We start from the raw sequence: 23,884 nt of genomic DNA on the forward strand, positions 1-23,884 counted from the left end.
GAACCGAATCAAGGACATGCCACCGTCGCACTTCGTTGCGTTTTCTCAGCGTCAAGAAATCGAAATTTGACTCCATAAAGCCATCTTCTATCGTTCCCCCCGAGACCGCACCCAGGGACCGGGTGGCCCGGACGCCCTTTGAGGGCGCGGTCGTCGATGTCACTACGATCAAGGAGCAACAAAATGTCTGGAGCGACCCAAACAATTGATGTGCTTGTCACGATTGATGCCGATTACCTGATCGCCCATCCCGGCGATGTCGGCGGCGCGGTGGCCATGCTGGTGAACCGCGATGAGGTCGACAAGCAAGCCAGCGGTAACACCGGCGATGGTGGCGACGAGTTGTGGATCGACGTGAATCCCGGCGACAACATCCGCTGGCGCGCAACGACCCTGTCGCGCAACTTCGACCGCGTCGCACTGATCACCAACGTCCAGCAGGGCAATCCTCACCAGGGCGGTGATTACCCGGGTTCCATGTCGACCCCGATCTCCTACAACGTCCCGAATATCCCGGTGCCGTACCTGGACAAGGGCGCCCCCCATGGCATAGCGAAAACCGATGTGACCTACACCTTCTGGCAGTCCACGGCCCTAAACGCAGGGAAACTCTGGTACACCGTCACCTTCGTTCTGCTGGACCGGAACCTGAACCAGATTGGTCCGAACTACAGCTGGGACCCCTACGTCACTGTCAACTGACAGATCCCTGAGTTGACCACAGCCCTGACCGGTTTTGTCATACGTCTTCGACGATGAACCGGCCAGGGCCGTGCCCAGAACTTGCCTGGTTTTTCCTGCAATCGCAGCCCCAGCTAGACCGCCCCCTCCGTGGTTTCCGTCAGTGCCGCCAGCACCAGGGGATGCAGTACCGCGCCCGGGTGCTCGGTTTGCCAAGCACTCAGCTCACGACGCATGGCCGGCGTCCAGAAGCTCTTTATGTGTTGGCGCACACCGTTTACAGCCTGCGCGTGGTCCGGTTCACTGGCGAAGTACTGCGCGATCTGATTGGCCATCTTGATCAGGCTTTCGGAACTCATCGCCGCACCTCGGCTTTCTCGGCATGGCGACGCTCTTTGAGCAGACGCCCCTGTTCATCACTGAAGGCCTGGTAGCGCTTCTGCCATTCGGAAGGCTGGCTGACCCGCACGATTTCCACCGCCGTCACTTTGTATTCCGGGCAGTTGGTGGCCCAGTCAGAGTTGTCGGTGGTGATGACGTTGGCACCCGATTCAGGGAAGTGGAAGGTGGTGTAGACCACCCCTGGCGCCACCCGCTCGGTGACTTTCGCACGCAGCACGGTCTGCCCGGCGCGACTGCCGATACCGACCCAGTCGCCCTCGACGATGCCGCGATTCTCGGCGTCAGTCGGGTGGATTTCCAGCCGGTCTTCCTCATGCCAGGCGACGTTGTCGGTGCGTCGGGTCTGGGCGCCGACGTTGTACTGGCTGAGGATGCGCCCGGTGGTCAGCAGCAGCGGGTAGCGGCCGTTGACCTTCTCCTCGGTGGGTACGTAGCCGGTGAGCATGAAGCGCCCTTTGCCGCGGACGAACTGATCGATGTGCATGGTCGGCGTGCCGTCCGGTGCGGCATCGTTGCACGGCCATTGCAGGCTGCCGTGACGATCCAGTTCGGCGTAGCTGACGCGGCTGAAGGTCGGCGTCAAGCGAGCGATCTCATCCATGATCTGCGAGGGATGGCTGTAGTGCATCTTGTAGCCCAAGGCCTCGGCCAGGGCCACGGTACCTTCCCAGTCGGCCTTACCGGCCAGCGGCTCCATCACCTTGCGCACCCGGGAGATTCGGCGCTCGGCGTTGGTGAAGGTGCCGTCCTTCTCAAGGAACGAGCTGCCCGGCAGGAACACATGGGCGAACTTGGCCGTCTCGTTGAGGAAGATATCCTGCACCACCACGCATTCCATGGCCGACAGTGCCGCCGTCACGTGCTGGGTGTTCGGGTCGCTCTGGGCGATATCCTCGCCCTGGCAGTAAAGCGCCTTGAAGGTGCCATCCAGGGCCGCTTCGAACATATTGGGAATGCGCAACCCCGGATCGGGTTGCAGTGTCACGTTCCAGGCCTGTTCGAACTGGGCGCGTACCGTCTCGTTGGAAATGTGCCGATAGCCGGGTAGCTCGTGGGGGAAAGAACCCATGTCGCAGGAACCCTGGACGTTGTTCTGCCCGCGCAGCGGATTCACCCCGACCCCTTCGCGGCCGATGTTGCCGGTGACCATGGCCAGGTTGGCGATACCCATCACCGAGGTGCTGCCCTGGCTGTGTTCGGTGACGCCGAGGCCATAGTAGATAGCCGCATTGTCAACGCTGGCGTACAGCCGCGCGGCGGCTCGGATCTGTTCGGCGGGCACGCCACACACCGGCCCGAGGACTTCGGGTGAGTTTTCCGGCTGGCTGACGAAGTCGCGCCACCGGGTGAAATCCGCCGCCTCGCAGCGCTCCTCGACGAAAGGCTGGTTGACCAGCCCCTCAGTGACAATCACATGGGCCAGCGCATTGAGCATGGCCACGTTGGTGCCCGGACGCAGTTGCAAGTGCAGGTCGGCACGGGCATGGGGGGAGTCCACCAGATCGATACGACGCGGGTCGATGACGATCAGTCGCGCGCCCTGGCGCAAGCGACGCTTGAGCTGGGAGCCGAACACCGGGTGAGCATCGGTGGGGTTGGCGCCCATCACCAGGATCACGTCGGCCTTCATCACCGAGTCGAAATTCTGGGTGCCGGCGGATTCGCCCAAGGTCTGCTTGAGGCCATAACCGGTGGGCGAATGGCAGACCCTGGCACACGTGTCGACGTTGTTGTTGCCAAAAGCGGTGCGCACCAGTTTCTGCACCAGGTAGGTTTCTTCGTTGGTGCAGCGGCTGGAGGTGATGCCACCGATGGAGTCGCGCCCGTACTTGAGCTGGATGCGGCGCAATTCGCTGGCCGCGTAGGTCACCGCCTCTTCCCAGCTGACTTCCTGCCACGGGTCGCTGATGTGCTTGCGGATCATCGGCGTGGTGATGCGGTCCGGGTGGGTGGCGTAGCCCCAGGCGAAGCGTCCCTTGACGCAGGAGTGGCCATGGTTGGCCTGGCCGTTCTTGTCCGGGACCATGCGCACCAGTTGCTCGCCCTTCATCTCGGCGCGGAAGGAGCAGCCCACACCGCAATAGGCACAGGTGGTGATAACGCTGCGCTCCGGTTGGCCGATCTCCACGACGCTCTTGTCGATCAGGGTCGCCGTCGGGCAGGCCTGGACACAGGCGCCGCAGGAGACGCATTCGGAGTCGAGGAAGTTGTCACCGCCGGCCGCCGCTACGCGGGAATCGAAGCCGCGCCCGGTGATGGTCAGGGCAAAGGTGCCCTGGATTTCCTCACAGGCGCGCACACACCGGTTACAGACGATGCACTTGCTCGGGTCATACTCGAAATAGGGGTTGGAGACGTCCTTGGCTTCGGCCAGGTGATTGGCGCCTTCGTAGCCGTAGCGCACCTCGCGCAGGCCCACCTGCCCCGCCACCGTCTGCAATTCGCAATTGCCGTTGGCCGCGCAAGTCAGGCAGTCCAGCGGGTGATCGGAAATGTACATTTCCATCACGTTGCGCCGCAGATCAGCCAGTTTGGAGGTTTGGGTGCGCACCACCATGCCTGGCGTCACTGGCGTGGTGCAGGACGCCGGGTAGCCGCGCATACCGTCGATCTCCACCAGGCACATGCGGCAGGAGCCGAAGGCTTCCAGGCTGTCGGTGGCGCAGAGTTTTGGAATGGTGGTGCCGAGCATGGCCGCCGCGCGCATCACCGAAGTGCCGGAGGCGACGCTGATTTCGCGGCCATCAATGGTCAGGCTGACCTGCACATCGCTTTCACGTGCCGGGGTGCCAAGGTCGATATCGCTGCTTGGGTCGAAGATATTGATCATTGGTCGGCCTCCGTGGTCGCCAGACCGAAGTCGGCAGGAAAATGCTTGAGGGCGCTGCCGACGGGAAAGGAAGTCATCCCACCCAGGGCGCAGAGCGAGCCGTATTGCATAGTGTCGCAAAGGTCTTGCAGCAGCAGTGCCTGCTCCTGGCGCGTAGCGACATCGGTGCTGGCGATCAAGCGGTCCACCACCTCCACGCCACGGGTGGAGCCAATCCGGCACGGCGTACACTTGCCGCAGGACTCCTCGGCGCAGAACTGCAAGGCGAAACGGGCCATCTGGGCCATGTCGAGGCTGTCATCGGCAACCACCACGCCACCGTGGCCGAGCATGGCGCCCATGGCGGCGAATGCCTCGTAGTCCAACGGCGTGTCGAATTGCGAAGGCGGCACCCAGGCACCCAGCGGCCCGCCCACTTGCGCAGCCTTGAGTGGCCGACCGCTGGCGGTACCGCCACCATAGCCTTCCACCAGCTCACGCAGGCTCAAACCGAAGGCGCGCTCTACCAGGCCGCCGTGGCGAATGTTGCCCGCCAGTTGGAAAGGCATCGTGCCCAGGGAGCGGCCCATGCCGAAGTCACGGTAAAACTGCGCGCCCTTCTCCAGGATCACGGGCACCGAGGCCAGGGTCAGCACGTTGTGTACCAGTGTCGGCAGCCCGAACAAACCTTGCAGCGCCGGCAACGGCGGTTTGGCGCGAACGGTGCCGCGCTTGCCCTCCAGCGATTCCAGCAGGGCGGTTTCCTCACCGCAGATGTAGGCCCCGGCGCCCACCCGGACTTCCAGCTCGAACGCGCAACCGCTGCCGCCCACGTTCGTCCCCAGGTAACCCGCCTCGCGAGCGATGCCCAGGGCGGCATTGAGGGTGGCTACCGCGTCGGGGTATTCCGAACGCACGTAGATATAGCCCATGGTCGCGCCGACGGCGATGCCCGCGATAATCATGCCTTCGATCAACAGGAACGGATCGCCTTCCATCAACATGCGGTCGGCAAAAGTGCCGGAGTCGCCCTCATCGGCATTACACACCACGTACTTCTGTGCCCCTACCGCGTCTCTAACAGTGCGCCACTTGATGCCCGCCGGGAACGCCGCGCCACCGCGGCCACGCAGGCCGGAATCGAGCACGCTGGCGACCACGTCTGCGCCGTCCATCTGGATCGCCCGCGCAAGCCCGAGAAAACCACCTTGGGCACGGTAATCGTCCAGGGACAGCGGTTGAGTGATGCCGGCACGCGCAAACAGCAGACGCTGCTGGCTTTTGAGATACGGGATTTCCTCGACCGGCCCCAAGGCCAACGGATGGCTGGCAGGATCGCCCGCCAGGGCATCGAGCAGGCTCGGCACGTCTCGCGGTGTGACGGGGCCAAAGCCCTGCCGACCCTCGGCGGTTTCAAGCTCCAGCATCGGCTCCAGCCAATAGAGCCCACGGGAACTGGTGCGGCGCAGCTCAAGCGGCAGTTGTCGACGCTCAGCCTCACTCACCAGTGCAGCGGCGACCTTGTCCGCCCCCACGGCACGGGCCACTGAATCACGGGGGATACAAAGCGTCAGCATGCGCCCTCCTCCAGACAGCCCTTCACCAGCTCGCGCAAGCGCTCGGGGGTTAACCGTGCGTGCAGCTCACCGTCCAGTTCCAGAGCAGGTGAGCAGACGCAGGCACCCAGGCAATAGACAGGACGCAGGCTGATGCTGCCATCGGCACTGGTGCCATGGTCATCCAGCGCCAGTTGCTCACGCAACTGCGCAGCCAGGCCTTCGGCCCCCATGCTCTGGCAGGACTCGGCCCGGCACAGACGCAGCGTATGGCGCGCCGGCGGCGAGGTCCGGAAATCGTGGTAGAAGCTGATTACGCCGCGCACTTCAGCCTGGCTGAGGTTCAAGGCATGGGCAATCTCTGGGACGGCGGCGTCGGGGACGTACCCGCAGCCTTCCTGGATGGCGTGGAGAATCGGCAGCAAGGCACCGGGGGTGTCCTTTTCGCGCTGCAACACGCTATGAATCAGAGGCAGGTGAAGCGTCTCATCAGGCATAAACGTACCTCGGCATCTCGGACGACACCGCCGCAACGCGACGGCCGTCCGGAGTCTTGGCTGCGGTGCCGGGCCACGTCACGGACGCGTGGCTGATCCAGTCACCATTCTCGCTCTCCGGCCAGGTGTCTAGGCGCACCAGGTCCGGGGCATCGTTACAGCTTGCCATTCCCGGGGGGCGGCGATTGCACACAGACGACTTAACGTGTCCTGAAAGCGACTTGATCCGGGAAGCCGCTAACCCTCATAGCTTAATTCACAATTGGTTATTGGCCAGCCGATGCTACCGGTGGTGGTTGGGGGCTCCTACACGTCTCTGCCAGTAAAAACGCTGTCGTTCGCGAAGTCTTGCAAAACTATGCTGTATGTCGTTCGCCAGGACTGGATCGATTCCAAAGGGACGAAAATGACATTGACTGTCGAAAGGTTGGTCAGGATAGCGATGGCCAATCCAATAAACGCTGAAATCACCTCGCGCTTACCTTCACTCGGTTTGAATCAATGCATGCTCACTGCAGGCTGCCTGTTCCAAGCCGTCTGGAATCATCAGTCACAGCTGCCGCCAGCCTGGGGTGTGAAGGATTACGACGTTTTTTACTTCGACAGTGATCTGTCCTGGGACGCTGAGAATGAGGTCATCACCTCAGCTCAGCGTCTCTTCCAAGACCTTGAAGTGAACGTTGAGATCAAGAATCAGGCTCGCGTTCACCTGTGGTACAGCCAGCGGTTTGGTGGGGATTATCCCCAGCTTCAGTCGGCTAAAGACGGAGTTGATCGCTACCTGGTTTCCGGTACCTGCATTGGTTTGGATATTGAAACTGGCGAAGTCTATGCTCCCAACGGCCTGGCCGATACCGAGCAGGGGCTACTTCGGATCAACCCAAGGAACCCCAAGCCAGATCTGTTCGATCAGAAGGCGAAAAGTTATCAGGCTCGCTGGCCTTGGCTCAGGATCATAGAAACCCAAAGTTGAATCGGAGCGCTCGGAGTATGTCGGCGAAGCAACTTATTGGAAAATCAAAGCGCTTGGCGAGCAGCGCGTCACACCGGACATCAACGACCTCGGCTTCAATGAGCGTCTGGGCCTGATGGTCGACCGCGAACTGGCCGAGCGTGAAGGGCATTCGTCAGTTATTCAAGAATTTGACCACCAGAGGGTTCAATTCAACGGAGCACTCCTCCGGCAACCAATGCCCACAATTGGGCAAGACTTGGCCTTGTACATTGGTCGCGTACTGTTTCATCTGATCCACTTGAAATTGCCCCATTCCGCCGTGCCCTCCACCGCCGATTGCCAGCACGGGCATGTTCAGGGGAGTCTTCGACAGCTCGACGTTCTCAGTGATCGAGTGGTTAAGCGCTCGGTAGTATTCGAACGACGCGTTCAGCGTATGAGGCTTGGCGTATGACTTGGCGTAAAGATCGAGCAGCTCAGGCGTAAAGGCATCCTTGTTAGTCGCGTGTTCTTTGATGAAGTGCGAGAGGAACAACTTTTCATGCCCGGTGATCAACTTTTCGGCCAATTGGTTGCCAGCAGCAAAGAAGCTGAAATGCCAGACCAGCGATTCACCCTGTGGTGAGAATGCCGGGAAATCGTACATGCGCTTGTCGGGAATCGGTGCCTCCATGTACACCAGTTTCCTTATCTGGCTTTGGTGGGTTACTGCCATGGGATAGGTGTTCCAGATGCCGATGTCATGCGCAACCAAGTCAAACGGCTGGTTCCCGCTTAGCTGTGTCGCGAGGGCGAACAGATATTTCGAGACGTCAGTGCCGGTGTAACTGGTCTTGGGCGGTTCCGACTCGCCCAGACCCGGTAAATCCACCGCAACTACGGTGTGAGTCTTCGCGAGTTCGGGCATCAAGCGGTGCCACTCATACCAGGCTTGACCAAATCCGTGGACCAAGTAAACCAAAGGCCCGGAACCGCCCTTCACATAGTGGAGCCTGACGCCGTCTATGGTTTTGAATTCACTCTTGAATCCCGCTGGAACAGGAAACTCTGCCGCTTGAGCCAAGCATGGCAAAGCCAGGGTGATTGCGACTGCGGCGACGGCCAATCTAATGCGCTTTTTCATTTTATTTATCCATCGAGTTATGACTGAAAATTACGACCATGCGAAGGCGTGCTATCCCCGATCAATGACCGTGGAGCGCCTGGGTGGTGTGCCGTTGACCTTGCGGAAAACCATGTGCCCGTGCCCGAAATGCAATGGCCAGGCTGATCAATAACAACGCAAGCAACACGCCTGGAAATGCACTCGTTCCCCATTGGCCGAGTAACACGCCACCCAGCAGTCCACCGCAGGCAATGGCGCTGTTCCAGACCACTACGTTCATGGAGAGCGCAACGTCAGCGCCCTTACCTGCGGCGTCGGCGAGTGCTGTTTGCAGCAGGGTGGCCGCGCCACCAAAGGTCAGTCCCCAAATGAAGACACCCACGTAAATGGCCGTGGCGGAGCCTGAGAACACTCCGAGGAAAATCGAAACCGCTGAGAATATTGCAAGGCTGGCCAGCACGGTTGTTCGCAGGTGCCGATCAACCAGCCGACCCGTAAGCCAGATGCCTGCCAGTGCCGCGACACCAAATGTGAGCAATACCAAATCGACGTGAGTGTTCAGCCCAGCCTTGGAAACGAAGGGCGCGACATAGGTGTAAAGAATGTTGTGGGCCAACATCCAGGTGAAGACGACAGCCAATACCGAGCGGACGCCTGGGGTGAAAAACACCTGACGTAACGGCATGCGCTGTGAGGATGATTGGCCTGGATAATCCGGCACTTTGATCAGCACCCAAACGATCAATACCAGGGTCATGCCGGACATCAATCCAAATGCCAGGCGCCAGCCCATGAATCCACCCAGCCAGGTTCCCATCGGCACACCCAACGACAATGCGATGGGCGTACCCACCATCGCCACCGCCAATGCGCGCCCCTGCAAATGAGGGGCGACCATGCGCCGTGCATAACCCGCGATAAGGCTCCAGGCCAGCCCCGCTGAAACCCCGGCGAAAAACCGTGCAATCAGCGTCAGCCAGTAATCGGAAGACAGCGCCGTGAGGGAGTTGAATGCCAGAAAGCCGACAATGGTCACCAGCAGTACCGTTCTACGGCGCCAGCTTTGCGTGGCAATGGTCAGCGGGATTGCCGCCAGCAATGACCCCAACGCATAGACAGTCACCATCTGTCCGGCCAGAGACGCAGAGACACCCAGGCCACTGCCAATTCCGGGCAGCAAGCCCGCTGGCAAGGTCTCGGTGACAATGCAAATGAAACCCGTCATGGCCAGTGCAAGTAATGCCCCAAGCGGAAGCTTTCCGCTCTGTCGCTCATCTTTAGTCATTTGCCACCTCATATATATACCGATCGGTATAATATGAGGGTGTACCGCGATCTAGTCAACGACTTATATATCGATTAGTATTTAATTGATCGAGAGGAGGTTCACATGGCACAGATGGGACGTCCACGCACCTTTGACCGTGGCGTGGCGATTACTCAGGCGATGCATTTGTTCTGGGAGCACGGCTATGACGCAACATCACTCAGCCAGCTCAAGGCAAATATCGGCGGCGGCATCACCGCACCCAGCTTCTACGCTGCATTCGGCTCAAAGCAGGCGTTGTTCAATGAGGTGATGGAGCGTTATCTGAACACCCACGGCCGGGTGACCGATAGCCTGTTTGACACCACGCTCCCCCCGAGAGAGTCGATCGAACTCACGCTGCGGCGCTCCGCGAAAATGCAGTGTGAGCCCGACCACCCGACAGGATGCCTGGTGGCGCTGGGTCTGCTGAGTGCCTGCACGGATGAAAGCAAAGCCATCTCGCAGCCGCTGGCTGACGCCAGATCCTTGAACCGTGCAGGGATGGTGGCGTGTGTCGAACGCGCCATCGCATCCGGGGAGCTGCCAACCACGGTCGTGCCCGAGACATTGGCCACGGTGTTTGACAGCTTTCTGTTGGGGATTTCGGTACTGGCCCGAGACGGCGTGCCCCTCAAACAGATAGATGACGCGGTGACGCAAATCATGACGTTATGGGATGCGTGGTGTATCGGCCCTCCGGCTATTGGTTCAGGCAAAACTGCAGTAAACAGCGACCGCCCGCTCCCAGCAAACGCATCGACATCGAGCCAATGAGACTAAAGGAGATCTTGGCCTGTTGGTGGCCGATTCCTGCCGGTCACGAACAGCTGCTTTTGGCAATTCGAAGCCCTTCGCATCAAACAGGATCAACCCTCGGATGGGTTTATCTTCTAGAGATGATTCCCCAACTGCCGCCCAGAGAACGCATCATCGATGCCGCTAAGGCGCTGTTCATGGAGCAAGGGATTACGCGCGTCAGCGTGGACGCCATCGCTGCGCTGGCTGCATCAACGAAAATGACCGTGTACCGGCATTTCGAGAGCAAGGACGCGCTGGTTCTGGAGTGGCTTGAGCAGCTAACCGAAAGCTATGGCGGAGTTGCCAGAGGCTGATCATCCGGCACGAACGCTGATTCAGATGCATAAGCAACGGCAATTCGCTCGACTGACTGCCCTCTGTACTGCCATGACATTAGACGAGCCAGAACTCGTTGCCGAGGAACTGACCTTGCTCATGGAGGGTGCTCAGGTGGTGGCGCAAATCAAGGGGATTGAGCGAGCTGGCGAACGCTTGACCAAAATGATAAACCGCCGTCTGGGACCGTGACGGCCACCCTGGATGGCGCTGGATGAAGCTTGAGCGAACCGGAGCTTTGGCGGGTTATCGCAGTTAAGAAACACTGCCATGGTTTAGTTTATAGATGGGCGAGTGTCAGCTTTCGGCCGCCCCCCCAACCTGTAAAACAGAGCTGTGGACTTGATCGTCAACTAACAACTGATTGCACCCTCGTGCCGCACTCAAGCCGCATCTGCACCAGCGTCCTCAAACGTCTGCTTGTCGAGATTCAGGACCTTGTCCATCACCTCCTGAGGACTGCCCTTACCCTCAACGGTATGGGTGTTGTAGTTGAAATCGAGTGCTATCCAACCCTGCAGCTTCGCCTCATAACTATTAGGATATTGTGCCTGCTCAATAGCGGGCAAATCCTTGTAATGTTCAAGGGCTGCAGTAAAGAATTTCGTCAGTTTCCCGGTTCCGTTATATTCCGCCATCGCATTGGCAACAGTTTTCTGCCGCCAAGCAGATTCCTGATCGAATGATTCTTTCCACGCCGCGCGGCGTTCATTAGTCGTAAAACTCCCACTGTCATCATAGATAATCAATGAAAGTTGATCGCTCGACATACCCGCAAATGGGTTTTTACCACTGCCATTTACAAACTGCGTTGCATTGTCCGCACGCGCCAATAACCCAGGGTCCTGCGTGTCAGGCACCTCAGCATCATTGGCTTTCTTGTTGGCAAAATAACCATCGCCGGAAATCTTGCTCAAAAGCTCACTCGCTTTTTCGCCAAGCTCTTTCCTGCTCAGACTCGAATCCCTTGTCGCCGCGCGCACGGCACTCTCACTCAACTGCCGAGAGAGTGAAGACAGGCTACTGGTATCTTTCTGATTGCCGACAGCAGAGTTTTCAGTTGTAACCGGACTTTTCGTCAACGATTTATCTTGGCTCGCTGTCACAGTGGGAACCTGCGAGCCGGACACTGCATTTGAGTTTATTGAAACGACCAAGGTTATGCTCTCCCTGTTATCCGCCATCCCTGAGAACGTAGCGAGTAGATTTATTATCGGCAGAACTCAAAAAAACTGTAATTCTTCAAGATGAATGGACGAACAAAACCGGAGCAGGCCCTGCGGCGCAAGCAGCCACACCGCCAGATCCGACTTAGGCCTTACTTCATGGGTAAATTCAACAGCCTAGGCGTACTGCGCTGCTGTCGCAGTCGACCTATTCGTTATTCAACGAACAATAAACATTGGGTCCAGCAAGTACCCCGCAAAAAAACACCCATTCGCCCAAGCCATACGCAAAACATCTGAACTCAGTACATAACATATATTTTCAATTCCCCCACTCCGGTGACTAGCATTCGCCCGGACGCTGCGTGGCCTTGTGCCTGCGGCGTCCACCTCCAATAAAAATAATCAGGAGACATCAATGCACAGGTCACCGAAGCCGCTCGCCGCGGCAATTGCGGCCGCTGCGCTGGGCGCGGGTTCGCCGGGTGTGGTCATGGCCGACTTTCTTGCGGACAGCAAGGCATCGCTGGAACTGCGCAATTTCTATTTCAACGCCGATTACCGACAGGAAGACGCCAACCAGTCGAAACGCGAAGAATGGGCGCAGGGCTTTCTATTCAATTACGAGTCCGGATTTACCGAAGGGCCGGTGGGGTTTGGTATCGATGCGATTGGCCTGCTGGGGGTAAAGCTCGACTCGGGGCCGGACCGGCAGAACTCCGGTCTGTTGCCGGTCGGCGATGACAAGGCCCCGGATGAGTACAGCCAGTTGGGCGTGACAGCCAAGGCGCGTTATTCGAAGACCACGCTGTTCGCCGGGACTTTGGTGCCGAAGCTGCCGACCGTGCTGCCCAACGATTCACGCCTGCTGCCGCAGACCTTTCGCGGCGGGATGCTGACGTCGCGGGAAATCAAAGGGCTGACGCTGAACGCGGGTCGCCTGACCCAGAACAGCCTGCGCAACTCCGCCGCCAATGAGGACATGCTGGTGGCCGGCAAGGGCATCAGAGGCGGTCAGGCCAGCGACCAGTTCGATTTCGCCAGCGCCAGCTATCGTTGGACGCCCAAACTGACCACGGGCTATCACTACGGCCATCTGGATCAGAACTACAAGCAGCACATCTTCAACCTGGCGCACGTGCTGGCGTTGGGCGAGGACCAGGCGTTCAAGAGCGATCTGCGCTTCGCCCGTTCCACCGAGGCAGGGAACACCAACGTCGACAACGATGCCTTTGGTGCCAAGTTCACCTATGAGCTTGGCGGTCACGCGTTCGGTGCCGCGTACCAGAAGATGAGTGGCGAGACGGGTTTTCCGCATATCAATGGCACCAATTCATATCTGGTGAACTACGTGATGATCTCGCCGGACTTCGCCAGCCCCGGCGAGAAGTCCTGGCAGTTGCGCTACGACTACGACTTCGCCGCCGTGGGCCTGCCTGGGTTGAGTTTCATGACCCGCTATGTGCGAGGCGACGACTTCGACGGCCCTGGCGGACGCGACGGCAGTGAGTGGGAACACAATACCGACATCGGCTACGTGTTCCAGCAAGGCGCTCTGAAGAACTTCGGCGTGAAGCTGCGCAACGGCACCTACCGAAGCACGGGCAATGACATCGATCAGACCCGCTTCATCCTCAGCTACACATTGTCGCTGCTCTAACGCCCGCCCACACCGTACCGTTGCCCGAGCGGGCAACGGTTTTGCTGAACAGGATATTCATCATGATTTTGCAAAAAACACTGCTGTCCCTGGCCGTCGCGTTCGCCCTGGCCACCCCCCATCTGAGCGTACAGGCGGCAGACACCGCCGACCTGCCCTGCCGCACCACGGCCGAATGCGCGGCCGAGGCGGCGAAGATTGGCGCGACGGTCGATCGCGCCGCTGCCAAGCCCGGCAAGCACGACAACCAGTTCACCTGGGTCAACCGGATCAACAAGGCGTCCATCGTCATGCTGACTGAAGAAGACATCGTCAGCCGCCAGCAGGGGCAAGAGATCGCCCGCGGCGTTCAGTACGTGATTGATCAGGCCGGCAAACCCGACGGCAAGAAGCCCAGCGATGTGCTACAGATCGAGCGCATCATGATCGACAAGATCGGCCCGCAGGCCTCGCTGATCCACTCCGGCCGCAGTCGCCAGGACATGTACGCCACCTACCGCCTCGCGACCTTGCGCAGCCAACTGCTCGATTACACCGATGCGATGAATGACACCCGCGCGCAACTTCTGAAGCTGGCGAAGGATAATGTCGATACGCTGATCCCCGCCTACACCAATGGCGTGCAGGCGCAGCCGATCACCTACGCCCATTACCTGCTGGCCTACGAGGCCGCGTTCGAGCGCGACGCCCAGCGTATTCGCGAGCTGTACGAGCGTCTGAATCTCAGCCCTATGGGTACGGCGGTACTGGCCAATTCCGGCTGGCCGCTCAACCGTGAGCGCCTGGCCGAACTGCTCGGTTTCGATGGTGTGCGCGAAAACTCGCTGGATGCCGGACAGGTCTCGACCTATGACATCCCTATCGAGGCGGCCGGGATCGCCTCGTCCTCAGCGATCCGTGTCGGCGCGATGCTGGGCGACATCCATACGCAATATCATCAGATCCGCCCCTGGCTGCTGCTTGAGGAAGGCGCCACCTACACCAGCAGCGCCATGCCGCAGAAGCGCAACCCGGGCCTGATCATGCGCGCGCGGGAATCGGCCACTGATGTGGTGGGTCTTGCCCAGACCGTCACCCTGCGTGCGCACAACGTGACCACCGGGATGACCGACTACAAGTTCGCCTTCGATGCGCTGGGGCTGTTCGATAATGCGCAGCAGATGTTCGTCCGCACGCGCCAGGTCCTGAATGCGCTGGTGGTCAATCCGCAGCGTGCGCTGGAGGAGCTGGAAGGCGAATGGACCACCTCGATGGAGCTGGCCGACACCCTGGAGCGTGAGCACAAGGTGCCCTTCCGCATCGGTCACAGTTTCGCCTCGATGGTGGTGGGCCATGCGCGCAAGGAAGGTTTTGTGCCGGCCAACTTCCCCTACGCCGAGGCGCAGCAGCTGTTCACCAAGGCGGCGCAGAAGTACAACTGGAAGACCCGTACGCTGCCGCTGAGCGAGTCGGCTTTCCGGGCCACCCTGTCACCGCAGAACATGGTCAAGACCCGCGTCGGCACGGGCGGCCCGCAACCGGCCGAGGTCAAGCGCATGCTCAAGGAAGCGAACGACGCGCTGGCCGGTGATCTGCACTGGGCCGATGGTCGCCGTAACCGGCTGGCGAAGGCCGAGAGCACCCTGGACAATGCCTTTGGCGCACTGCTCAAGGACTGAGCCCTAGCGCTTCCCGGCCACAGCGTCGGGAAGCGCCGCCTTCCTCCGGGGCATCAACGCCTCGCGCAGGGCCAAGCGGTCCAGCGCACCACTCCAGGCCGAGATCACCACACACGCCAGGCTGTTGCCGATCACGTTGGTCAGTGATCGGCATTTCATCAATCGCTCGACACCGAGCAAGAGGCCGAGGTTTTCCAGCGGCACCAGATTCAGGCCAGCGACCGTGGCCGCAAGCGTCAGAAAGGCCGAGCCAGCCGCGCTGGTCGAGCCCATCGAGGTCACAAGCGTCACCAACAGCAGCATCACCAGTAGCGGTCCATCCAGCACTACGCCCGCCGCCTGGGCGAGAAACACCAGGGCACAGGTCAGGTAGATGTTCGAGCCGGTGAGATTGAAGGTGTAGCCGGTGCTGAGCACCAGCCGCACCACTCGGCGATCGCAACCGGCCCGCTCGAGTTTTTCGATCAGCCCTGGCACCGCCGCCACCGAAGCGCCGGTAAAGGCCACCAGACAAAGTTCCGCCTTGATGTAGGCGATAAGACGCCATAGCCCGAAGCCGGTACACCGCGCCGTCAGGCCCAGCACCAGGGTGACAAACAGCAAACAGGCGAAATAGACAGTGCCCACGAACTTGAGCAGCGACCAGGCGGATGCTGGCCCATAGCGCCCCACCGTGAAGGCCATTGCCCCGAAGGCGGCCAGCGGAGCGAATCTGAGCACCTTGCGCAGCGCCCATAGCAGCCAGCCGACCAGCGCATCCAGCCTGCGCCGCAGCGGCTCGCCCGCATCACCGGCATAGCCGATCCCCAGCCCGAACACCAATGCAGCCAACAACACGGGAAGAATAACGGTATGAGCCATTATCTGAGCCAGGCTGGTCATCACCGCCGAGGGCAGATCGCTGATCGGCCGCGCGATGGAAGCCGGGAGCGACTCACCGCCGCCGCCAGGCGCCAGCAATATGGCCAGGGCCGCCCCGGTGATCAGCGACAGCACAGTCATCAACAGGAAGTATGCCAGCACGCGGCTGGCACATCGCGTCTTTTTCCCGCGTTCGCCGAAACCCGCTACCGCAGAAGACACCAGCACGAACATCACCAGCGGTACCGCATGGCCAATCACACCGAGGAAAACATCGCTCAGCGGTTTCATCCGCGTCGCCAATTCCGGCTGCACGACACCGAGCGATATGCCCAGGGCAATCGCGATCAGGATCAGCAGGGTATCGTTGCGGTATAGCTTGGTTAAAATCATGGGCCGTCGCGCAATATTGTTGTTTTAGTCGCTTCAGTGCCCCGTATCCTAACCGATCAGGCGCCGCAGTTGCGCCACCGGTCTGCTCCAGCCCCACCAGGACTCCCGCTTATATGGAACTTCGCCATCTCCGCTATTTCGTCATGGTCGCCGAAGAAGGTCATTTCACCCGCGCCGCCGCGCGCCTGAACATGCAACAGCCTCCGCTGAGCCAACAGATCCGCGCGCTGGAAACGGAACTCGGGTTCGAATTGTTCAAACGCCATCCCAAGGGCGCGGACCTGACCACCGGCGGCGCAGTGTTTCTCGAGGAGGCCAAGGCCATCCTGGCCCGTGTGCAGGACGGTTCGCGTCGGGCCGCCAGGGTGGCCAAGGGTGTCGAAGGCACATTGACAATTGGTTTCACCTCGTCGGCCGCGGCGCACCCGCTGATCCCGCGCATCATCCGGGCCTTTCGCGAACAGTATCCGGCGGTGGCGATCACGCTCGCCGAAGGCAATGCCGGTCGCCTGACCGAACGTGCCAGCGCCGGCCAGCTGGACGTGAGCATCCTTCGTGCACCGGTCAGCCGACCAGACGGGATCGAGTTCCATCGTCTGCTGGTGGAGGAATTATTGATGGTGTTGCCGGTTGGCCACCCCGCACTGGCCGAGCACCCCGATGCCGTCGAACTGCGGGCCATACGTGACGAGCCCTTCATCCTGGTGCGTCGGCCCGGCGCGCCAGGGATGTACGCCAATCTGTTGCGAGCCTGCGAGGCGGCCGGCTTCGAACCGCGAGTCGCTTTCGAGGTAGAAAGGATGCTGACCAATGTCAGCCTGGTTGCCGCTGGTGAGGGGGTTTCAGTGGTGCCAGCTTCGATGCGCGACATTCACCGGGAAAGTGTCGTCTACCGGCGCATCCTGGGCGCCCGCCCCCGCCTGGTCGCGCCGCTGACGCTGGTCTGCCGCCAATGCAACGAATCGCCCGCATTGCACAATTTCGTCGTGCTGGCTCGGGACCTGGCGAAGGGGTATCGCAAGCAGGCCGTTGGATAATCGTGTAGAGCGCCATAGCGCCCTATAAATCAGTGATCATCGTCCCGGCAATGGTCTCGGCGAAACCGATACCGAACATTCGTCCCGGGGTTTCGAAGCCTGCCCGCCGCTCACCGTCCAGGACTCGGCGCGCCGCCTCCACAGCCGCCAGGGGGGTGTAGGTGTAGCCATTGACCGTTTCGATCATTGAACGCGCCACCGAGCCGTCAGCCCCTGTGACTTCAGCCACGGCGCGGGCGCGATTGGCCTCGCGTTGCGCAACGCTTGGGCCGTCAGGAAGTTGTGACAGATCGCCTTCGGGAAAGGCATCACCGGTGATATTCACGAACATGGCGATATTGGCAATAGCAGTTGAATGCCAACCGGTGATCAGATCACCGAAGGACAGCGGCGCGCACAGTGCCGGGCCATCGCCAAAATCGAAATGCCGGGGCTGCGCGTCGGGGGTTGCAACCAGCGATCCGTCCACCCGCGCCAAGAGCCCTGCGCCGATGATCTCGCTGACGCTCAAGGCCGATCCCCGTGACATGGAACCTGCGACCTGCAGCGCCACCTCCAGGGACTGCGGATTCTGTACACGGCGAGCGACATGCATGGCCAGACAGTCTGTCGGCACCACGTCCCAGCCGACGCCAGGCAGCAACATCACGCCCGCCTCGGCGGCCCGGGCACCAAGCTGTTCCGCCTGCCGATAGACGTTGATCTCGGCGGTGATGTCCAAGTAGTCGACCCCTGCGTTGATGCAGGCCTGCATCAGGGCGTGCGCTGTCTGTGCAAAAGGCCCTGCGAAATTCAGCAGTACGCTGATGCCTTCCAGGGGTTTCGCTGCGTGGGTATCCGGGGTGAACACTCGGTACGTGACGTCCAGTTGCGCAGCCAGAGACTGCAACCTTTCGTCATTGCGTCCGGCGATGACAACATCCAGCCCCAGCGCTTTGGCATGCTCGGCAGCCATGCGCCCGGTGTAGCCCGTCGCGCCGTAGATCATTAATTTTTTCATTGATTGTGCTGCCAGTTCTTGTAGACGAATTCGAGGCTGTAGCCGTCCGGGTCAAGGACATTGGCTGCATAGTAATCGGGGTCGTAATGCAGACGTGCGCCGGGTGCGCCGTTGTCATGAGCACCATTGTCCATAGCCGCCGCATACGCCGCGTTGACCTCGGCCTTGCTGCTCGCCACGAAACCGACATGCACGGCCCGCCCCTCGACGACGCCCTCGCGCAACCAGAAAAACATCCGCCCATTGGCGCCGAACCCCTTGAGATCCGGGTGGCCTGGCGGGCCATCCTTGCCGTCATAATCAAGTTGCGCGGTAATGCCCAGGGGGGTCAGTGTTGCGGTGTAGAAACGGATGGAACGATCAATGTCACTGACCGAGATAAAAATATGATCAAGCATGCGCTAGCCTCGCTATTCAGATGTGGTAGCCGCCCGCGACTTCGATCGTCTGGGCATTGATCCAGCGTCCTTCTTCGGACAGCAGCATGGCGATAGCGCTCATCGCTGCTCCAATGTCACTGAGTTGAGTCACCACAGTAACCATCGCCTTCGCAGCGAGCGCAGCCGTTCCTGCTCGAATCCTGCCTGTTTCTGCTTTTTGCTTGCGTGGACGCATCAGCCTGGGTTCAGATGGCCCCCATGACAAACCCACTCAATGAACTGCGCGCCCTGGCCTCTCGGGCCGAAAACCGCCGCACGGAAACGGGCATACCGCGCCTGGCCATGGTCCAGGGTGAAATCCCGGCGCATTTGCTGGCCGCCGTTTACGAACCGATGATCAACCTGATTCTGCAAGGCAGTAAGTCAATGACCATCGGCGACCGTACGCTGGATTATGACCCCGCGACCTATTTCGTCATGTCCATAGAATTGCCAGCAGTCGGCCAAGTCCACCCTGCCGCATCCGGCAAGCCTTACCTGGCGGTCAGCCTGACACTCGACCCGACGGTCCTGGCGACCTTACTCGCTGACCTGCCTAAACCTGTTGGTCAATACGAAAAAGACGCAGGCTTTTCGGTCGCCGCGGTCACGCCCGAGTTGATGGATGCCTGGGTACGCATGCTGCGATTGATGGACCGGCCTGAAGACATTGCAGCCCTCGCCCCCGTTTACGAACGAGAGATCCTCTACCGGGTGTTACAAGGCCCCCACGGCTGGATGCTGCGCGATATCGCAACACCTGATAGCGCCATGGCTCGGGTCAGCCTCGCGATCCAGTACATTCGCCGCGAGTTTGCCGAGTCCATTCGCGTGGAAACGCTGGCACAACGGGCGGCGATGAGCGTTTCGGCCTTTCACCGTCACTTCAAAGCCGTGACCGCGCTGAGCCCTCTGCAGTACCAAAAAAGAGTGCGCTTGCTTCAGGCTCGGACACTTTTAGTCGCCCATGCCAAAAGCGTGACTAGCGCGGCATTCGAGGTCGGTTACGAAAGCGCTACACAGTTCAGTCGCGATTACGCACGGGTATTCGGGCTGCCCCCGGCACGCGACGCGGCAAGGATTTCGGGCGAAATCCTCGGCGAGCCGGTCAGGTGAGACTGGTTTTTGTCCAGATGCGCTGAGTCAGTCGCCGTTCCTGCACCCGCTGAACGAATCAACCCACGGGGCAGTCGGAACACCAGGCCCCTAGGCAAAAAAACCTGACTTATGTCCTTACGATCCGCTGTTCTCGTTACGTTGCTCACGCTGGCCGCCCACACGGCGGCCGCCGCGCAAGAACCGCTGCGCCTGGAACGTCTGGACCGCTGCGGTGACCTGCTGCAAAGCCAGCACCAGGACTGGTGCCTGACAGTGCGCGGGTTGGGTAATCAAACGCCACAACTGAAACTGGGTGAAAAGGTGCTACCCGCGCACACTGTCCAGCGCAAAGGGGAAACCCTGCGACTGCGCCTGGACAGCGCAAGTTTCCAGAGTGGCCCTCTCTGGCTGGAGGACGGCCCGCGCGCCAGCAATGCAGCCTGGCTGAGCCTGCGCAACAATCACGTACTGGCCGCCGGACCGGACGAGGTGGCGAAGAACATGGACGGTTTGAGCACCTACGTCGATCTGGTCAGCCTGCTGATCGAGGAGAATCAGGATGGGCGCCAGGAAGCTGAGCGTCTTGCCCAAAAATACGGCGCCAAGGTGGTCGGCAGTATTGCCCCCCTGAACCTGTATCAGCTTCGGCTACCCGCCAAGGACCTGGTGCAGCGCGACGCGCTGGTGCTACGGATGGGCAGCGAAACCAGCGTCGATGCCGTGGTGATCGAGGAGTCGGCGGCAGAAGAGGCGGAGCAAGCCAGCGCCCATCCTGAAGAGCCGAAGAAGCCGGCCCTGGACTCGGATGAATGGGCCGCCAACCGTTTTCTCGACGCGGTGAACTACTACCAGCGGCGCATTCCCGCGCGACAACCGCCCACCCGGCCGCAACCGGTGCGCATCGGCCTGATCGAACGTAACGTGGATTTCGACACCGCCGATTTCGCCGACTACCTCGGCGGCTGCTCGATGCCGCGCACCTGCGTCTATGCGCGCAATGCGAACACGCCGGACAACCACGGCACCACCGTCGCCGGCATTCTCGCCGCGCGCTGGGATGACGGTGGAAACACTGGCTTTCTCCGGGGTCTGGACAAAGCCAGCGGTGGTTTCGAGGTCATTGTCGAGCGCAACTCCGATGCCGGGATCACTGCCAACATCGCCGCCTCGGTCAACCTCGTGGAGGACGGCGTGCGGGTGCTCAACTGGAGCTGGGGCATCCACCGTGTTGGCGCAAAAAACGTCAAGGGGGATGAGGTGGACTCGCTGTTGCGCTCAGGCATCGCCATGAGCGGTTACGAGGAACTGCTGGAGGAGTTTTTCCTGTGGCTGCGCAAGGAGCATCCCGACGTGGTGGTGGTGAACTCCGCCGGCAATGGGTCTTCGTTCTCGGGCAGCGATGAATACCGCCTGCCCTCTTCGTTCATTACCGAACAACTGCTGGTGGTCGGCGGGCACCAGCGCAGCGAGCGCGCCGGGGTTGCCGTCGATGACCCAGGCTATGCGGTCAAGCGCAGCTCCTCGAACATCGACATGCGCGTGGATATCACCGCCGCCGCTTGCGCCCACGCCTCGACCACCCGCGCCGGCGAAAACGGGGCAGTGCATTGCGGCACGTCCTATGCCACGCCCATGGTCGCGGGCCTGCTGGCGGCGATGCTGTCCATCAACCCGCAACTTCAGCCCGAGCAGTTACGCATGCTGCTACGGCGCAGCGCCATGACCATCGGTGAGAATCACGACTTCGAACGGATGGATGGGGAGGACCTCACCGCGCCCATCCTGCCGTCGGAGCGCCGCTATCAGCTCAACGACAAGGACGTGGGGCGTTCGGCGCGGCTGGACATGCAAAAAGCGCTGGATCTGGCGGAGCAGAGCCGCACGCGCGTGCGCTGAATCGGGCGCAGGGCACCTGGCGCAGGGCACCGGGCGCGGGATAACCAGCATCAGGCACAACAACATCCATAGTTTGACCCTCCTCGAAGTGAGCGATGCAGCAGGTGCATAACCTGTGAGCCCACATGGAGGAGATGGCGATGAAGCCCACCCGTTTTTTTGGAAAGACCGTACTGACCTGCACATTCATCCTGGCAATGATCGGTTGGGGAGTCGGTTTCTATGGACCGCCGATCTATATGCAAGCCGTTATGGATCACACCGGCTGGCCGGTTGCCCAGGTGTCGGCGGCCGTTACGGTGCACTTTCTCAGCGGCACGCTGGTCATCGCCAACCTGCCCCGGCTCTACGCGCGCTTCGGTGTGCCGGTCATTACCCTGCTGGGCTGCGTGGTGCTGGGGGTCGGGGTGAATATCTGGGCGCAGGCCAGCCAATTATGGGTGCTGTATGCCGGGGCCATCTGCTCGGGCATCGGTTGGGTGACATTAGGCGCCGCAGCCGTTAACACCCTGATCGCCCCCTGGTATATCAAGGAACGGCCCAAGGCCTTGGGCAAGGCTTACAACGGCGCCAGCATGGGTGGGGTGATTTTCTCGCCGTTATGGGTGTTGCTGATCGAGCGTTTTGGCTTTGCCACGGCGGCGCTGGTGATCAGCCTCGTAGCCGTGGTGCTGCTGGGTAGCTTCGCCTTTCTGGTTTTCAATAAAAGCCCTCAAAGCCTCGGTCAGTATCCTGACAACGCCGACCAACCAGAACCGGTAGCCACTGGCACGAGCGCCGCCCCCTGGACTGCGGCGCAAACCCTCAAGTCGGCAAATTTCCGTTCCCTGGCAGCGGGCATGTCCCTGGGGCTGTTCGCCCAGATAGGCTTGATCGCGCACCTGTATTCGATTCTGGCGGGACGCATGGGCTCCCATGACGCCTCATACGCAATGGGCCTGGCCACCGCCAGCGCCATGGGCGGGCGTTACGTGGCCGCACGCTTGATGACCCAGGGCATCAACCGCCGTCAACTGGCCTGTCTGGGTTATGGGATTCAGATGCTTGGAACACTGATGCTCCTGGGCCTGGATATCCACCCGGCGGTCGCCTGGGTGGCGGTGGTGTTAATCGGTTCGGGGATTGGCAACGCCACTTCATTGCCGCCGCTGATTGCCCAGGCTGAGTTCAGCCGTGAACAAACCGCCAAAGTGATTGCACTGATGGTCGCAATCAGTCAAGCCACCTACGCCTTCGCCCCGGCGTTCTTCGGCCTGGTCCGTTCGGTCTTTGCCGAACCGAGCCAGGCCATCGCCGCTATCGTGATTGCCGCCGTCGTGGTGCAAGGCCTCGCGATTCTGGCGTTCTACAAAGGCGTGGTCACCCGCCCTTTCAAGAAAACCGTGTACTGACGCTCTACCTTGGTCAGGCAGTCTTACTGTCTGACCTCTCCCGTCTCAATGACCCGAGAACTCGGGCAGTGGCGCAGGGGATGCTGACAAAGCGACTCACGCCTGAGCCGTAAACGCCTGGGCAGCACGTCTTGCCAACATCGCCGCTTCCGTCTCCCGCGTCGCCAATTCACCTTTTGCAGCCAGTTGATTGAAAAACATTCCGTCGTACTGCTCCTTATTCGGCACCGTCCCCTTGGGGATGACCAGCGCCGCCAGATCAATGCTCTTGGCGAAATTCTCCTGGGTCAGGCTGTAGCGGCCCAGGTAGCTGCCGGACCAGGGCGAGTCGGCATCTACCATGTCGATAGACGCATCGCGAAAGGCGCTTGATGCGGTTTTCAGAGTGCTGGATTCATTGAGTAACTCAGTCAGTCGTGCGGTGTCTGCCACGCTCAATTGCTTTGCAGTGTCGAGGACCTTCAACTTGCCATCGGCCTCGATAGTGAAGCCAAACTTCTTGCTCGCCAGATCCGGATACTCCGTTGCCAGCATCGACTGGAACTCTTCGAAAGAGGCCCTCAGCGTCTGTAGAGCATTGTTGGTGATCTCGGCAAGCCGGGGGAACTCTGGTGACTGGGATCGACCGACCCAGGTTTCGATAACCTGCGGCTCTCCCAGCAATTCCTTGGCTTCTTCGCTGGGGTGGTAGATCGCGGCTGGGGTGGCGTTTGCCAGGGCTTGTTTCGCAGCGTCAGTCAGAGGTTCGGGGGTCAACTTCTGCGCGGAAGGGGTAAGGCTGGTATTGGCAGGAGGGATATAGGAAGCGCTTACGGAAAGTACCATGTTCATCAGTCCATGATTGGCGGGTTCTTCCA

21 protein-coding genes and 2 pseudogenes are annotated in these 23,884 nt (G+C 60.5%); 11 read left to right on the top strand and 12 right to left on the bottom strand.

Annotated features, from left to right (window positions below; genetic code table 11):
• Positions 1–183 precede the first annotated feature (183 nt).
• Complete coding sequence (locus tag MA884_RS00830; protein ID WP_256228493.1) at positions 184–702, top strand: AidA/PixA family protein; 519 nt, start codon at positions 184–186, stop codon at positions 700–702.
• A gap of 113 nt (positions 703–815) precedes the next feature.
• On the opposite strand, the gene MA884_RS00835 is transcribed toward MA884_RS00830, so the two are convergent.
• From MA884_RS00835 to MA884_RS00850, 4 genes are read right to left on the bottom strand one after another with little or no spacing between them, the layout of a single operon-like run.
• Entirely contained in the window at positions 816–1,040 is a 225-nt protein-coding gene (locus tag MA884_RS00835) for a formate dehydrogenase subunit delta (protein ID WP_256228494.1), read from the bottom strand.
• On the bottom strand, positions 1,037–3,913 hold the full coding sequence (gene fdhF, locus MA884_RS00840) for a formate dehydrogenase subunit alpha (protein WP_256228495.1): 2,877 nt from the start codon (positions 3,911–3,913) through the stop codon (positions 1,037–1,039). Before fdhF ends, MA884_RS00835 begins: the two co-directional genes overlap by 4 nt.
• Positions 3,910–5,469, bottom strand: coding sequence for an NADH-quinone oxidoreductase subunit NuoF (locus MA884_RS00845; RefSeq protein WP_256228496.1), 1,560 nt, complete (start codon positions 5,467–5,469; stop codon positions 3,910–3,912). Before MA884_RS00845 ends, fdhF begins: the two co-directional genes overlap by 4 nt.
• Positions 5,463–5,945 (bottom strand): formate dehydrogenase subunit gamma, encoded by a 483-nt coding sequence (locus tag MA884_RS00850; protein WP_047225711.1) that lies wholly within the window; start codon positions 5,943–5,945, stop codon positions 5,463–5,465. Before MA884_RS00850 ends, MA884_RS00845 begins: the two co-directional genes overlap by 7 nt.
• A 406-nt stretch (positions 5,946–6,351) precedes the next feature.
• Between MA884_RS00850 and MA884_RS00855 the strand changes: the two genes are divergently transcribed.
• Positions 6,352–6,918 carry a nucleotidyltransferase family protein gene (locus tag MA884_RS00855; RefSeq protein WP_256228497.1) on the top strand — a complete coding sequence of 189 codons (567 nt, stop codon included), beginning with the start codon at positions 6,352–6,354 and terminating at the stop codon, positions 6,916–6,918.
• A 43-nt stretch (positions 6,919–6,961) separates the two neighbouring features.
• Positions 6,962–7,063: pseudogene (locus MA884_RS00860) on the top strand (AAA family ATPase); the annotation flags it as partial.
• A gap of 9 nt (positions 7,064–7,072) precedes the next feature.
• Here the strand turns inward: MA884_RS00860 and MA884_RS00865 are convergent.
• The gene (locus MA884_RS00865; RefSeq protein ID WP_256228498.1) at positions 7,073–8,023 is read right to left on the bottom strand and encodes an alpha/beta fold hydrolase; all 951 of its coding nucleotides are present in this window, start codon (positions 8,021–8,023) and stop codon (positions 7,073–7,075) included.
• 61 nt (positions 8,024–8,084) lie between these two features.
• Positions 8,085–9,290, bottom strand: coding sequence for an MFS transporter (locus tag MA884_RS00870; protein WP_256228499.1), 1,206 nt, complete (start codon positions 9,288–9,290; stop codon positions 8,085–8,087).
• Between the two features lie 105 nt (positions 9,291–9,395).
• Here MA884_RS00870 and MA884_RS00875 point away from each other — a divergent pair, with 105 nt between their 5' ends.
• Together MA884_RS00875 and MA884_RS27910 are read left to right on the top strand one after the other, a co-directional pair.
• Complete coding sequence (locus tag MA884_RS00875) at positions 9,396–10,088, top strand: TetR/AcrR family transcriptional regulator (RefSeq protein ID WP_256228500.1); 693 nt, start codon at positions 9,396–9,398, stop codon at positions 10,086–10,088.
• A gap of 122 nt (positions 10,089–10,210) precedes the next feature.
• The gene (locus MA884_RS27910) at positions 10,211–10,426 is read left to right on the top strand and encodes a TetR/AcrR family transcriptional regulator (RefSeq protein ID WP_371134710.1); all 216 of its coding nucleotides are present in this window, start codon (positions 10,211–10,213) and stop codon (positions 10,424–10,426) included.
• Positions 10,427–10,831: 405 nt separating this feature from the next.
• Here MA884_RS27910 and MA884_RS00885 read toward each other — a convergent pair whose 3' ends face one another.
• Positions 10,832–11,554 carry a hypothetical protein gene (locus MA884_RS00885; RefSeq protein ID WP_256228501.1) on the bottom strand — a complete coding sequence of 241 codons (723 nt, stop codon included), beginning with the start codon at positions 11,552–11,554 and terminating at the stop codon, positions 10,832–10,834.
• Between the two features lie 478 nt (positions 11,555–12,032).
• On the opposite strand from MA884_RS00885, the gene MA884_RS00890 reads away from it, so the two are divergent.
• Entirely contained in the window at positions 12,033–13,274 is a 1,242-nt protein-coding gene (locus tag MA884_RS00890; RefSeq protein WP_256228502.1) for an OprD family porin, read from the top strand.
• Positions 13,275–13,336: 62 nt separating this feature from the next.
• Entirely contained in the window at positions 13,337–14,932 is a 1,596-nt protein-coding gene (locus tag MA884_RS00895; protein ID WP_256228503.1) for an argininosuccinate lyase, read from the top strand.
• Positions 14,933–14,935: 3 nt separating this feature from the next.
• On the opposite strand, the gene MA884_RS00900 is transcribed toward MA884_RS00895, so the two are convergent.
• A complete protein-coding gene (locus tag MA884_RS00900; RefSeq protein WP_256228504.1) occupies positions 14,936–16,186 on the bottom strand; it encodes a cation:dicarboxylate symporter family transporter in 1,251 nt (416 codons plus the stop codon).
• Between the two features lie 113 nt (positions 16,187–16,299).
• On the opposite strand from MA884_RS00900, the gene MA884_RS00905 reads away from it, so the two are divergent.
• Positions 16,300–17,223 carry a LysR substrate-binding domain-containing protein gene (locus MA884_RS00905; RefSeq protein ID WP_256228505.1) on the top strand — a complete coding sequence of 308 codons (924 nt, stop codon included), beginning with the start codon at positions 16,300–16,302 and terminating at the stop codon, positions 17,221–17,223.
• 22 nt (positions 17,224–17,245) lie between these two features.
• Here the strand turns inward: MA884_RS00905 and MA884_RS00910 are convergent, their stop codons facing one another.
• The 3 genes and pseudogenes from MA884_RS00910 to MA884_RS00920 form a co-directional block, all read right to left on the bottom strand.
• A complete protein-coding gene (locus MA884_RS00910; RefSeq protein WP_256228506.1) occupies positions 17,246–18,223 on the bottom strand; it encodes a trans-acting enoyl reductase family protein in 978 nt (325 codons plus the stop codon).
• Positions 18,220–18,621 carry a VOC family protein gene (locus MA884_RS00915; protein ID WP_256228507.1) on the bottom strand — a complete coding sequence of 134 codons (402 nt, stop codon included), beginning with the start codon at positions 18,619–18,621 and terminating at the stop codon, positions 18,220–18,222. Before MA884_RS00915 ends, MA884_RS00910 begins: the two co-directional genes overlap by 4 nt.
• A gap of 16 nt (positions 18,622–18,637) precedes the next feature.
• Positions 18,638–18,715 (bottom strand): annotated as a pseudogene (locus MA884_RS00920) (3-oxoacyl-ACP reductase); the annotation flags it as partial.
• A gap of 146 nt (positions 18,716–18,861) precedes the next feature.
• Between MA884_RS00920 and MA884_RS00925 the strand changes: the two are divergent.
• The 3 genes from MA884_RS00925 (at position 18,862) to MA884_RS00935 (ending at position 23,027) form a co-directional block, all read left to right on the top strand.
• Positions 18,862–19,758 (top strand): AraC family transcriptional regulator, encoded by an 897-nt coding sequence (locus MA884_RS00925; protein WP_256228508.1) that lies wholly within the window; start codon positions 18,862–18,864, stop codon positions 19,756–19,758.
• Between the two features lie 111 nt (positions 19,759–19,869).
• On the top strand, positions 19,870–21,636 hold the full coding sequence (locus MA884_RS00930) for a S8/S53 family peptidase (protein WP_256228509.1): 1,767 nt from the start codon (positions 19,870–19,872) through the stop codon (positions 21,634–21,636).
• A 140-nt stretch (positions 21,637–21,776) separates the two neighbouring features.
• Positions 21,777–23,027, top strand: a complete 1,251-nt coding sequence (locus tag MA884_RS00935) for an MFS transporter (RefSeq protein ID WP_256228511.1) — start codon at positions 21,777–21,779, stop codon at positions 23,025–23,027.
• 96 nt (positions 23,028–23,123) lie between these two features.
• Here the strand turns inward: MA884_RS00935 and MA884_RS00940 are convergent, their stop codons facing one another.
• Positions 23,124–23,852 carry a hypothetical protein gene (locus tag MA884_RS00940; protein ID WP_256228513.1) on the bottom strand — a complete coding sequence of 243 codons (729 nt, stop codon included), beginning with the start codon at positions 23,850–23,852 and terminating at the stop codon, positions 23,124–23,126.
• Between the last annotated feature and the right edge of the window lie 32 nt (positions 23,853–23,884).

The organism is Pseudomonas sp. Q11, from assembly GCF_024494355.1.
Classification (GTDB): Bacteria; Pseudomonadota; Gammaproteobacteria; order Pseudomonadales; family Pseudomonadaceae; genus Aquipseudomonas; species Aquipseudomonas hefeiensis.